Source organism: Rhizobacter sp. (assembly GCA_021153565.1).
Lineage (GTDB): Bacteria > Pseudomonadota > Gammaproteobacteria > Burkholderiales > Burkholderiaceae_C > Albitalea.
In genome coordinates this window covers 22,253-34,359 of sequence record JAJKJU010000234.1, presented here as the reverse complement: position 1 = coordinate 34,359, position 12,107 = coordinate 22,253, and the positions used below count along the sequence as shown (strand labels likewise).

The following is a 12,107-nucleotide window of genomic DNA, read 5'->3' as shown; positions in this document are numbered from 1 at the left end:
TCAACCCCGCCTTCTTCATCGCCAAACGGGTGGCGGGGAGGGGTCGAGCAGGTGCAGGCGATGGTGGAGGCCGTCGGGTTGCCTTGATGGAGATGGGTGTGTTTTTTGAGAGACCCCTCACCCCAACCCTCTCCCCCCGCCGGGGGAGAGGGAGCCGCAATGCATTACTTCGAAGCGGGCCATAGCGAACTGGCCTGTATTGCTCCCTCGCCCCCTCGACTCTCCCAGGGGGAGGAAGTAATGCGGATCTCACCCTGGCCCCGAAAGCTACGAAAGCGCTCGCCGTTGGGTTCCGCCTTCTGTCACTGCCATGCCGCTCACCACCCGTCCACCCGCCAGCTTGATCACGCGGTCGGCACTTGCAATGGTCTCCTTGCGATGCGCGACGATGACTCGGGTGAGACTGAGCGTTCGCACCGATTCATTCACGAAGCGTTCGTTGACGAGATCGAGGTGGCTGGTTGCTTCGTCCAGGAACAGGATCCGCGGCTGCCGATACAGCGCACGAGCCAGGAGGATGCGCTGTTTCTGCCCGCCCGAGAACACCGTCCCCATGTCCCCGACAAGCGTGTTGTATTGCATCGGCATGGCGAGGATGTCGTCGTGCATCGCGGCCATGCGTGCGCTGGATTCGATCCTCGATTCGTCGGCCTGCGGATCGAAGAAACAGATGTTTTCGGCAATCGATCCTGCAAACAACTGATCGTCCTGCATCACGCTCGCTACCCCGCTGCGATAGCGGGACAGGCCCAATCGAGCGAGGGGAACGCCATCGATCTCGATGCTGCCCGACGTGGGCTGAAGCAAACCCAGCATCAGCTTGACCAGTGTGGTCTTGCCGCTGCCCGACAGGCCGACGATGGCAATGGACTCCCCCGACTCCACGCGCAGGTTCACGTTGTCGATCAGGTGCGGTTCGGAATCGGCATAGCGAAAGCAGACGTTCTTCAACTCGATGGTGCCGCACACTGGCGCTGCCCCGAGGGCCATCGCTGTGTCGCGCGGCTCGGTCGGCGTCAGCGCAATGTCTGCTACGCGCTCGGTGTGCAACGCCAGCATGCGCATTTCCAGCCCCTTCTCGATCAGGGCCGCCACGCGTTGCACGAACTGCGTCTTGTAGGCGACGAATGCGAAGAGCATTCCCACAGAGAAGCCGGAACCGCCCGACACATCGAGCACCAGGCGCGCGCCCAGCCACACGGTAACGACGTTCTCGATGCCGAACAGCAAGCCGTTCAATCCTTGGTAGAGCAGCGCCAGACGCTGCGTGCGGATCCCGGCGTTGAACTGGTCTACGACGAGGTTTTGCCACGCGGTGGTGCGCTGGTCTTCGCGCGCGAAGAGTTTGATTCCCTGCATGCCGCGCACGGTCTCCAAAAAGTGACTGTGCTGCCGGGCTCCGCGCACGATCTGCTCTTCGCTGGCTTGCCGAAAAGGGCGGTACAGCGCGAAGCGAAGCAACGCATAGAACGTGGCAGCCGCAAGCCCCACGCACGCGAGGCGCGCGCTGTACATGAACATCATCGCCGCCGTGCCCAATGCCATCACACCGTCGATCAGTGCTTCGAGTGCGCTGGTCGTCAAGACGCGCTGGATGGTATTGAGCGAATCGAAACGCGAGACCACGTCGCCGATGTGCCGCTTCTCGAACCACAACATCGGCAAGCGTATGAGGTGGCGAAACAGATTTGACATCAGCTGCAGATTGAGGTTGGTGCCCAGCACCATCAGCACCCAGGCCCGCAATGCGGTGATGCCGGCCGTCAGCAGGGCCAGCAGCAGGAAGCCGACACCCAGCACGCTGACGAGATCGCGGTCTTGCGACACGATGGCTTCATCGACGACCCATTGAAGAAAGAAGGGCGCAACGAGCGCGAAGGCCTGCAGCGTCAAGGCAAGCGCCAGCACTTGAGCGAGCGTCGGGCCCAGTCGGGGCAAGCTGCCCACGAGTTCTCGCAGCCGGATGCTTCGCTTTTCATTCGCCGGCATGAACTCGCATGTCGGCGTCAGTTCGAGCGCCACGCCGGTGAAATGCTTGGAGAAGTCGGCAAGCGGCACGTCGCGCGAACCGATCGCCGGGTCATGAAGGCTGGCCACGCCGCCACGCACGCGCGTGAGCACGACGAAGTGGTTGAAGTCCCAGTGCAGCACGCAAGGCAACTTCAACTCGGCAAGATGATTCATCTCCAGCCGCAAGGGGCGCGCATCGAGCCCCATGGAGCCCGCCAACTGCATCAGGTCTGCCAGTGTCGATCCTTTGAGCGACACTGAATGCCGAGCCCGCAGCGTGGCGAGATCGATGCGGTGGCCGTGGTAGCCGGCCACCATCGCGATGCAGGCGTGGCCGCACTCGGCCGCTTCCGTTTGCAGGATCAGTGGCACGCGGCGTGAAAACGAGAAGTCCAGCATGCTCACACCCGACCGGTGACGGAGAGGATGGGATCGAACAGCCATTCGACCACGCGCCGCCGATCGACCCAGATGTCCGCATCGACCGACATGCCCGACTGCAGTCGCATGGCTTGCCCGTAGGCCTGCACTTGCTGCGCCGGGATGCGCACCGTGACGCGGTAGACCGGCTCCGACAAGGCGACGGGTACGCTGGCTTCATTCGGCTGGATCACGCTTCGACCCACGCGCAGCACCTCGCCCTCGTGGTGTCCGAAGCGCTGATATGGAAAAGCCTGGTAGCGCAGCGCCACCGATTGGCCCGGCTTGATGAAACCCGCCGCGCGCGTGGGTACGAGCAGTTCGGCTTCAAGGGCCGCGCCCTCGGGCAGGATGGACATGAGCGGCGCAGCGGGGTTCACGGTCTGACCCACTTCCGCGAGGATGGTCGTGACGGTCCCATCGGCGGCTGCGGTCAGAACCACGCTGCGCTTGCTGTCGGTTTCCGTGAGCTGTTGGTCGAGTTCCGACATCTGACGGCCAAGTTGCGCAGCAGTGTTGGCACGCTTCAGGCTGCTGCTGGCGAGTTCGGTGCGTGCGGCATCGAGATCTCGAGCGAGCCCCGCCACCGTGCGGTTCAAGTTCGCAAGTTGGCCGCGCTGATCGAGCAGTTCGTCCTGCTTTTGCTGCAGCGCCGCCTCCGACATGAAATGCGATGCGACCAGCCCTTCATGCCGCTTGACAGTGAGTTCGGCGCTGGCAACGCGATGCCCTTGGAGCTCGATCTGCGTTCGTGCCTGTTCGATTTCGGCCGTCAGGCTTCGCACGCGTTGCGCGACCGCGGATGCCGCGAGGCCATCGATCTCTGCTTGCTTTTCCTGCTCGCGTCGCAGACTCTCGCGCCGATCGGTCAACTGGCCGAGCACCGCTGCTTGCGCGTCGCGTGTGGACGCGCTTGAACGGTCGCTCGACACCACCATCAGCACGTCCCCTTGCTTCACCACCTGGCCCTCGATGACGCGGCGTTCGAGCACGGTGCCGGCTTGCGGCGTGAACACCTTGATGAGTCCGCGGTTGGGTGCGAGGTAGCCGACGACGTGTTCCTTGCGCGTGTACTGCGCCCATGCTGCGAAGGCAAGAAACAGCATCGATGCCAAAACCAGCGCGACCACGAGCACGCCCAGACGCGGCGTCTGCGCGATGAGAGGCGAACCGTACAGCGTGTCGCACTGCGCTGCGACCGCTTCCTTGCGGAAACGGATGGGGTTCATTGCGCCGTCTCGAGCGCCGGTTCGCGATGCTGTGCGGTCTTGCCCGACGAGACCTTCGCACCCAGCCAGGCATTGAGCCGTTGCGCTGTCCACCCCAGTTTGTGCGTTACCTGCGCCGCCACCGGCCAGTACCTGAGCCGGTCTTCTTCGAGCGGCCCGTAGTTGATGAAGTAGGCCCGCAGGATTGCCACTGCGCGATGCAGATCGACAGGTCGTGCCTTGATGTTCTTGTCGGTGAACTCTTCGTAGTCGTTCGACGAATGATGAATGAACTTGCTGCCTTGCAGCTTCTGGCACAGGCGCATGTATTCCTTGGTTTGCATGATCCAGAGGTGCCAGAGGTCGTCGATCTCATCCGAGAAGGGAATGCCGCCGTGGCTGTGCGCCGCCATGTTGAGGTACTTCAACAGTTCCTCGATGCGCGCATCGACCTCTGCGCTCGGCAGCGGTGCGAGCTTGCGGTCGAAGTAGTACTTCATCGCGGGTGTGAGAAAGCTGTCGCGCAGTTGCTCGTTGGTGATCATCGTCATGCTCCTGATGAAAAGGCGGGGCGAAGGGAGAGAGGGCCTTCGCCCCGGCACTGTGAAGACCTGGGCAGGACTTCGATCAGTGGCAGCTGCAGCAATGACAGGCGCAGCACCGAATGGTGGAGGCCAGGCCGCCGGCCACTTGCTGGGCTTGCTCGAATTCAAGCTCGAGCATCTTCGTCAGCTCGGCCGTTTCTTCAGCCGTGACGAAGGTCGTCGGCAGTGTCGCGGTCGAGGCTTCGGGGATGTCGTGACGTGTGGTCTTGGTTTGCATCGTAGGTTCTCCTTGAGACACATTGACAAAGAACAATCCATCACCCGGCATGGGCGAAGGATCGCTTGGTTTGCCATCCACGGACGTTCGAGCGGGAAGTGCGACGACGGTTCGTGGGCGGCGGTGACGGTCGTCGGCATGACTACCGTCATGGCTTTTCGAAAGCAGGCGTTCCGCTTCGAAATCCCATGCCGCAAAGTTAGTCGCATAGGGGCGCTTGCACCCTCCCTAAAACGCGAAAGACACCCCCCAAGAACATAGGTGGGCGTCGTGGCGCAGCGATCGATCATGAACGTGTCGAACGAACAACTTCGTCGTGGCGCGGGACGGAAGAATCGCTGCCACGGTGGGGATAGAAGTAGACGACGACCGGGCCCTTCTTCAGCGAGTTGTTTCGGGCCGCGTGCAGAGGCACGCATCGACAATATCTGCATTGCAACGTACGGGAGTCAAACGTGATCGTTCGAATCGACATCGACAACACCGACGGCGAGCTCTTCGAGTACCGCGTCACCGACCAGGCAGAAGAGCTCTATGGCGACACCGCACTCGATTCCTTCGTCGAGTGCCTCGTCGCCGCAATCGAAGGCATGGCACCGCACATGGTCGCCGCCGAAATCGCCTACCGCGGCGTCGTGTCCGGCACCTATCCGCTGACCGTCATCGGCATGAGCATCGACCAGGTGGCCGAGCATGCGATGAACACGACGGCTGCGATCGAGGAGGCGATGGGCGGGCGGTGAGAGGCTGAGAGTATTTCGAACGTGTCCGAGCAGCACTCCAAAAGACGCCTGATCACGCAGGAAATCATAGGAGCAAAGCGCGCCAAACTGCATGAAAAGGAGGATCGCCTTGGATTGCTGCCGCTCCGACATTTGGGATATATTTCCCAAATGGACTTCGGAAACAGCCATCACATAGCCCTGAAGAGCGCGCTCGCTCTCTTGCTGCGCCCCCTGTTTCGCGTTTTGTTGCGTCACGCCGTCTCCTTCGGTGCATTCGAAGACATCGCCAAGCGGATCTACGTCAACGTTGCGTTGGAAGAGTTCGGCATGCCGGGCAAGAAGGCGTCGATCTCGCGTGTGTCGATCCTCTCTGGACTGACTCGCAAGGAGGTTCAACGCCTGGTGTCTGAGCCGGCGCAAACCTCGGTGGACAGCGTGGACAGCTACAACCGTGCGGCCCGCGTGCTGACCGGATGGATGCGAGATCCCGACTTCACGGATGAGCGCGGCGCGCCGCTGGTGCTCGAAGCCGAAGGCGCACTCGGTTTCGCCGGTCTCGTCAAACGGTTCAGCGGCGACATGCCTGCCCGCGCCGTCCTCGACGAACTTGTGCGCGTGGGGTCGGTGTCGCAACGCCCCGACGGCCGATGCGAGATGGTGACGCGCGCCTATGTGCCGCAGCACAGTGCGATCGACAAGATCGGCATCCTGGGCACTGACGTCGCTGACTTGATCGACTCAATCGACCACAACCTCCGCTTCGGCGAGACCGACCCGCGCTTCCAGCGCAAGGTCATGTACGACAGCATTCCGCTGGAGGCGCTGCCGACATTTCGCAAGCTCAGCGGTACGCAGGCCCAGGCCTTGCTCGAAAAGCTGGACCGCTGGCTCGCTGAGCACGATATCGAGAACGAGCACGGCAACACAGCGCCGCGTGCACGCGTCGGGTTGGGCATCTACTATTTTGAAGAACGCCTCGAACAACGCTTGGAATAGGAGAGACGAGATGAAGATCAAATCCATGGCCATGGCCGCACTGTCCTCAGCGCTGCTCTCAACGTTGTTCCTTGCCGCCTGCGGCGGCGGCATCGGTGGCACCGGCAGCCCCATGGGGACTTTGAACTTGTCCGTGACCGACGCGCCGTCATGCGGTTTCGACGCCGTCAACATCACCATCGACAAGGTCCGTGTGCACACCAGTGCGACCGCGTCCGACACGGACAGCGGCTGGTCTGAGGTGGTGCTGAATCCGGCGAAACGGGTCGACCTGCTGACGCTGTCCAACGGAGTGCTCGAGAACTTGGGCCAGACCTCTTTGCCGGCCGGAAAGTACACGCAATTGCGCCTCGTGCTTGCCGCCAACGACACATCCCACCCCCTGGCCAATTCGGTGGTTCCCACCGGCGGCGCCGAGACGGCGTTGACCACGCCCAGCGGGCAGCAGTCAGGCATCAAGCTCAATGCCGATATCGACGTGCCGGCCGACAAGGTCGTCGACTTCGTGCTCGATTTCGATGCCTGCAAGTCAGTCGTCCAGCGGGGCAACTCTGGCCAGTACAACCTGAAGCCGGTGGTGTCGGTCATCCCCGTGCTGTCGGATGCAGGCCTGAGGGTGGTGGGCTATGTCGACCCATTGCTCGCCCTCGGCGGCACCACGAATGTTTCGGTGCAGTTCAATGGCGTGCCGGTGAAGGCGTCGGCGCCAGACATCACGGGCAAGTTCGTTCTCTATCCGGTGCCCGCGGGCGACTATGACCTGGTCGTGAGCGCCGCCGGTCGCGTCACCGCTGTGATGACGGGCGTTCCGGTAGTCACCGGGACACCGACCACGGTGAACAGCGCGTCGGTTCCGATCACGCCACCCGTGGCCACCATACGCACGGTCAACGGCAACGTGACGCCGCCCACCGCGACGGTGCGGGCGCTGCAGGCATTCACCGGCGGCCCCAGTGTCGAAGTGGCGTGGGGACCGGTGGACGCGACGAATGGCGACTTCGTCTTTTCATTGCCGATCGGCGCGCCGGTCAAGACTGCCTACGTTGCCAATCCAGTGTCGCTCGCATTCGCAGCCGACGCTGCAGCGGCCAGCAAGTTCACGCTGGAAGCGGTGTCTGCGGGTGTCACGAAGACACAGGCTGTCGACGTGTCGAGCACCGTACCTTCGGTGGTATTCACCTTCCCTTGAACTGAGGATCTGGCCCAAAACGGGAACTTGTTCCGGGCCAAATCCTGAACGTCTGGTGTTTCAGACTCATCTCGGAGACCTTCATGAAGTTTGTCGTTCCCTTCCTCCTCCTCGCCGCAGGCTCGGTGAGCCTGGCCTCAGCACAGACCAATGTGGGAGTGTCGGTCTCCGTGGCGCAGCCTGGCGTCTATGGGCGCATCGACATCGGCAACGTTGCACCGCCGCCAGTGGTCTATGCGCAGCCGGTCATCATCGAGCAGCCCGCGCGGGTGGTGGTGCATCAGCAGCCGCTGTACCTGTACGTGCCGCCGGGCCATCAGAAGCATTGGGCGAAGCACTGTGGCGGGTACAACGCCTGCGGCCAGCCGGTCTACTTCGTCAAGGAAACCTGGGTGCGTGAGCGCTACGAGGAGCATCACCACCGCCACGATGATGGGGACCGGAAGGAAAGGAAGCACAAAGGCAAGCACGGGGGCGATTGATGGCAAACCAGGTGCGATAGCTGCAAGTCTTGATGGGCGGCTGCCGAGATAGGGGTCAAAAGGCACGCAGGTCGAGCAGATCGACCGTGTCGTTCGCGTACAAATTCGTGCTTTGCCGCGCTGCACTAGGCGCTCGCACTCGCGATGTTCAGAATGTTCCCTTCCGGGTCCGTGAACCACGCCACCCGCATCCCGCCTCCGACATGCACGTCACCTTCACGCGTCATGCCGGGCATGTCGTAGTGCAGGAACGAAATGCCTTTGGACTTCAGGGTGCGAACTATCTCGTCGACGTCGGCCCCCACCATCCATGTGGCGGCGGTTGCCTTGTTGGTGCCCGCGAACTCTGAACGATAGACGAGGAGGGTGGCGCCGCCACTTTTGAAGGCGACCAACTCCTCACCCTCTTCTGCGACCACTGCCAGGCCGAGCATGTCTTTGTAGAAACTCTTGGCCTCTTGAAGATTCTTCACGCCAATGGTGGCGGCAACAGACTTGTTGGCTAGCATGGTGGGATCCTTGTTTGCTTGAGGTGTGGACGAGAGAAGCGGCAAGCGACATGCCTGTTGAATGGTTGACTGTCATTGCCTCGGTTGTTGAAGCCCAGGAGCCTTCAGAATCTGCCGCATGTACCTGATTGATGACCGTGAGCGAAATCTGCTCGGAAAAGCCGACCTCACAGGAAGCCTTCGAGACGAAATGCCGAGCCTTGCATTCACTCACCGACTTGCACGCCTGGAAGACCTCGACGCATTGCGCAGCCTGATGAGCGCAGCGATTTCCGAGCTACAGAAGCCTTTCCTTGACGACGGTCAAATCGCCTCAAGCCGGAAAATCATGGGACTGGACACCCAGCTCATCGAAGACGGTACGTATTTCATCGTCGAATCGAATGGCGTGCTCGCGGGGTGTGGCGGTTGGAGCCGCCGAGCCACGCTCTACGGAGGCGATCAGTTGCCAGGACGCGATCCTGCTCTGCTGGACCCGAAGACCGATGCCGCACGAGTGCGCGCGATGTATACCCATCCCGACCACGTTCGAAAGGGCGTAGGTCGCCTCATCCTTGGGTTGTGCGAGTCTGCAGCCAGGAGCGAGGGATTCAGCACCGTCGAACTCATGGCCACGATGGCGGGTGTGCCGCTCTATCGTGCCTGCGGCTTTGAAGACATTGAACACGTCGAAAACGACCGAGGTGGCGCTCCCGTGCCTCTCCTGCGCATGTGCAAGCCGCTGTAGTGCTGCGAGAAGGCTCTCTTGCTGCAGCAGCCTCGCGCACGAGGCCTGTGAGGCTGAGAGTATTTCGATCATGCCAGCTCGAATACTCTCAGCCTCTGCTGTAGCCCCTGTTGCGGGCGACCTCAAGCATCAAGCGGTCTGGTGGTCAGGCTGCCGTTCGGCACGGTACCGTGCGCGGTTTGTTCCACACGGCCGCGCAGTTGCGGAAGAGCCAGCGGGAATTCACGCTGGACAAAAGCGATCAACCCCTCTCGCAGTTCGCATCTCAAATCGAAGTTTGGTCCTGACGCGGCCGAACTGACCAGGATGCGCACCTGCATCGCCCGATCGCTTGCATCGGTGACTTGCACTGCACAAACGCGGCGGTCCCAGTTTGGCGACGCTTCGCACAGCCGCTGCGCCTCGTGCCGCAGGGCGTCCACGGGCAGCGTGTAGTCCACCCAAAGGAACACGGTGCCAAGGATTTCTGCGCTGCGGCGCGTCCAATTCTGGAACGGATGATCGATGAACCAGCCGAGCGGAACAATGAGGCGGCGCTCGTCCCAGACCTTGAGCACGACATAGGTCGCAGTGATTTCCTCGACGCGACCCCATTCACCTTCGACGATCAGCACGTCGTCAATTCGAATCGGCTGTGCCAGCGCAATCTGCAGGCCCGCCAACAGGTTGCTGAACACGGAGCGCGCTGCGATACCGGCAATCAACCAGGCGACGCCGGCGGATGCCAGCAGACTCGCACCGATTTGCCGGGCGCGCGGAAAGGTCATCAGAGCGAACGCCAGCCCGGCAATCAGAACCGTGCCGCTGGCAATGCGTGACAGCACTCGTGTCTGGGTCTGGACGCGGCGCGCGGCGAGGTTGTCGACCACCTCTGACGGGTGCAGCAAAAGCACGCCGTTTGCCACGCCGCGGATGGCGGCGGTGGCGAGCCAGGTGACGGCGGCAATCGTCAAGATGCCATTCAGGTGCTCAAGCTCCACGAGGCCTGGCAGGTTTGCCGGCAACCCCTGCAACGCAAGCTGAAGCGCCACAACAGGCAGCAGCAGTTGCGTCGGTCGGTCGCATCGCTGCGCCATCGCGAGCAATATGGGCGAGAAAGCCGCCAGCCGCAGGACCACTGGTCGCAGCAGACGTTGCGCGATCAGAGCCCCCGCCACGATGGCCACCGCCAGAAGCGCGAACTGGCCCCACGGCCCGAGAGTCAGACTATCCATGCCTCAGCGTATCGTGTATCTCGATGTCGAAGCGCGGCTCGAACCGAGATCGCGGGTATACGGGATAGGGTCTGCCCCCACGCCTCGTTTCAACCGGGGGCTTTCCGTGCTTCCTGCTGCTGCGCCATCCAGTAGCCGTAGTCCACCTGGATGTTCTCCAGCAGGCCCGCCATTTGTGCAGTTTGATCCGCCACCAGCGCGCCGAATTGGGCCACCAGGTCGTATTCCTGCTCCACGTACTTGGACAAGGTATTGGCCTGCCTTGATTGGCTGTACTCCTGCGCTAGCGCAGCAAGGCCGTCAAGCCAGCCTTGCTGCTGCTGTTTCAGGCGCTGCAGCACGGACTGTTGCATCGCCATCAACTCCCGCCAGTCATTGGCATCGAGCAGCATCGGCAACACGGTGGCCATGGCAGCGCCTTGGCTGGTGCCGCGCGCGACAAGCTGGGCAAGCATCAAATGCAGCTTCTGTGCCCGCAGCAGCGGTGCAGGAGATACCGCGGCCGGAGGCAGCTTCTGCACACTCTGCAAGGCGGCGGTTGCCGCGGTGCTCGGACGTTCTTTTAATGCTTGGGTCATCGAATGTTCTCCATGGATGCGGGCAGTTCGCGAGAGAGTCACCCGCCCAGTCTGCTCAACATGCCGTGAATAGCCTGAATCTGGATGGCGCTGCGCGCGTAATAGTCGGGCTGCTTCGGATTGAGGCAGGTATAGCCCCACCAGTCCCAGCATCCGTCGGGATTCTGGGTCGATCCGTCATCTATGCCTTGGGCTTGCGGATAGAGCACGATGATATTGTTGCTGTCGGCCATGTTGTTGTAGCCGGTGGTCGTGACATAGCGGTTGCCGTAGGGTGCCACATTGCGGGTGTCAGGCCGACCGTTGACATAGTTGATGTAGTTGTAGCCTTGTTTGCAGCCGTGCAGTGCGATGTGCACGCGTGCAGGCGCGCCGTCTTCCACCGCTTTAGGCACATAGGCATATCCATACTTGCTCATGCTCGCGCGCGGCTCGTCGCCGAAAAATTCGGTCTGGTCGAAACAGAGCAAGCGTCCAGTCAGTCGATCTGATGGCGGCTCAAGAGTGCCGTACACGTGGCGCAGGATGTCGTGCGATTGCATGAAGCCGCCATGGTTGATGTAAGGCGGCTCGTTGGCGTCGAGCGGAGAATCTTCCGGGTTGTCAGTGATGATGGAATGCCCCGCCGGCACATGATCGTGATAGGAGATGCGATCCGGGCTCACACCCAACAGCTCGTAGAAGCGGCGCGTGCGCTCGACCACGTCGGAATAGACGACATCGTCTTTGCTGCCGGTGAAGATGTAGAGCCGTTGATCGGCGAGGTGTTCGATCGAGTCGATCTCGCCGGCCACGGCTGTCTTTCGTGCAAGCTCGGCCAGATGCTCTGCATTCGGGCTGGTCTGCGGCACGAGCGGGTTCATGCAGATGTACAGCGCGTTCTGCACATAAGCATCTTCTGCAAGCATGGCGGCGCCACGAAAAGACTCGGCGCAGCGGAATGGCCCGCCCGCAATAACGCCTGCGCCCGCGAAACTGGACGAATGCGCCAGGTGCAACTGGACGGTCATGAACGCACCCGATGACAAGCCGGAAATAGAACTCTGGCCGCGCTTGACTTTGTACTTCCCAAGTTGAACCACTTTGGAATCGCCATTGGTCGCCATGACACTCCCTTCAGTCTGTCGTAGTCGGCGCTCGTTGGGCAGCGGTTGCGCGCATGCTCGGCGTCGCGAGTCCGCGTTATATCGGATAGATCTTCGTCGCGCAAACCCTGAACCACAACAA

The 12,107-nt window shown here is 61.8% G+C and carries 13 protein-coding genes; 5 read left to right on the top strand and 8 right to left on the bottom strand.

Annotated elements, in window-relative coordinates; genetic code table 11:
* Positions 1–267 precede the first annotated feature (267 nt).
* The 4 genes from AC30NL_RS15030 to AC30NL_RS15015 form a co-directional block, all read right to left on the bottom strand.
* Positions 268–2,409 (bottom strand): peptidase domain-containing ABC transporter, encoded by a 2,142-nt coding sequence (locus AC30NL_RS15030; protein WP_489464807.1) that lies wholly within the window; start codon positions 2,407–2,409, stop codon positions 268–270.
* Positions 2,410–2,411: 2 nt separating this feature from the next.
* Complete coding sequence (locus AC30NL_RS15025) at positions 2,412–3,659, bottom strand: HlyD family secretion protein (protein ID WP_489464806.1); 1,248 nt, start codon at positions 3,657–3,659, stop codon at positions 2,412–2,414.
* Positions 3,656–4,183, bottom strand: coding sequence for a hypothetical protein (locus tag AC30NL_RS15020; protein ID WP_489464805.1), 528 nt, complete (start codon positions 4,181–4,183; stop codon positions 3,656–3,658). Before AC30NL_RS15020 ends, AC30NL_RS15025 begins: the two co-directional genes overlap by 4 nt.
* 82 nt (positions 4,184–4,265) lie before the next feature.
* Positions 4,266–4,460, bottom strand: a complete 195-nt coding sequence (locus tag AC30NL_RS15015) for a hypothetical protein (protein ID WP_489464804.1) — start codon at positions 4,458–4,460, stop codon at positions 4,266–4,268.
* A 455-nt stretch (positions 4,461–4,915) separates the two neighbouring features.
* Between AC30NL_RS15015 and AC30NL_RS15010 the strand changes: the two genes are divergently transcribed.
* From AC30NL_RS15010 to AC30NL_RS14995, 4 genes are all read left to right on the top strand, one after another.
* Positions 4,916–5,203 (top strand): hypothetical protein, encoded by a 288-nt coding sequence (locus AC30NL_RS15010; RefSeq protein WP_489464803.1) that lies wholly within the window; start codon positions 4,916–4,918, stop codon positions 5,201–5,203.
* A gap of 150 nt (positions 5,204–5,353) precedes the next feature.
* Positions 5,354–6,181 carry a DUF6502 family protein gene (locus AC30NL_RS15005; RefSeq protein WP_489464802.1) on the top strand — a complete coding sequence of 276 codons (828 nt, stop codon included), beginning with the start codon at positions 5,354–5,356 and terminating at the stop codon, positions 6,179–6,181.
* A gap of 10 nt (positions 6,182–6,191) precedes the next feature.
* Entirely contained in the window at positions 6,192–7,370 is a 1,179-nt protein-coding gene (locus tag AC30NL_RS15000) for a DUF4382 domain-containing protein (protein WP_489464801.1), read from the top strand.
* A gap of 83 nt (positions 7,371–7,453) precedes the next feature.
* Complete coding sequence (locus AC30NL_RS14995) at positions 7,454–7,852, top strand: hypothetical protein (RefSeq protein WP_489464800.1); 399 nt, start codon at positions 7,454–7,456, stop codon at positions 7,850–7,852.
* A gap of 125 nt (positions 7,853–7,977) precedes the next feature.
* On the opposite strand, the gene AC30NL_RS14990 is transcribed toward AC30NL_RS14995, so the two are convergent.
* Positions 7,978–8,361 carry a VOC family protein gene (locus AC30NL_RS14990; protein WP_489464799.1) on the bottom strand — a complete coding sequence of 128 codons (384 nt, stop codon included), beginning with the start codon at positions 8,359–8,361 and terminating at the stop codon, positions 7,978–7,980.
* 118 nt (positions 8,362–8,479) lie between these two features.
* Between AC30NL_RS14990 and AC30NL_RS14985 the strand changes: the two genes are divergently transcribed.
* The gene (locus tag AC30NL_RS14985) at positions 8,480–9,088 is read left to right on the top strand and encodes a GNAT family N-acetyltransferase (protein ID WP_489464798.1); all 609 of its coding nucleotides are present in this window, start codon (positions 8,480–8,482) and stop codon (positions 9,086–9,088) included.
* Positions 9,089–9,210: 122 nt separating this feature from the next.
* Here the strand turns inward: AC30NL_RS14985 and AC30NL_RS14980 are convergent, their stop codons facing one another.
* The 3 genes from AC30NL_RS14980 to AC30NL_RS14970 all read right to left on the bottom strand — a co-directional run bounded on the left by AC30NL_RS14980 (position 9,211) and on the right by AC30NL_RS14970 (position 11,986).
* A complete protein-coding gene (locus tag AC30NL_RS14980; RefSeq protein WP_489464797.1) occupies positions 9,211–10,302 on the bottom strand; it encodes a mechanosensitive ion channel family protein in 1,092 nt (363 codons plus the stop codon).
* Between the two features lie 89 nt (positions 10,303–10,391).
* Positions 10,392–10,880 (bottom strand): hypothetical protein, encoded by a 489-nt coding sequence (locus tag AC30NL_RS14975; protein ID WP_489464796.1) that lies wholly within the window; start codon positions 10,878–10,880, stop codon positions 10,392–10,394.
* A gap of 38 nt (positions 10,881–10,918) precedes the next feature.
* A complete protein-coding gene (locus tag AC30NL_RS14970) occupies positions 10,919–11,986 on the bottom strand; it encodes an extracellular catalytic domain type 2 short-chain-length polyhydroxyalkanoate depolymerase (RefSeq protein WP_489464795.1) in 1,068 nt (355 codons plus the stop codon).
* Positions 11,987–12,107 lie beyond the last annotated feature (121 nt).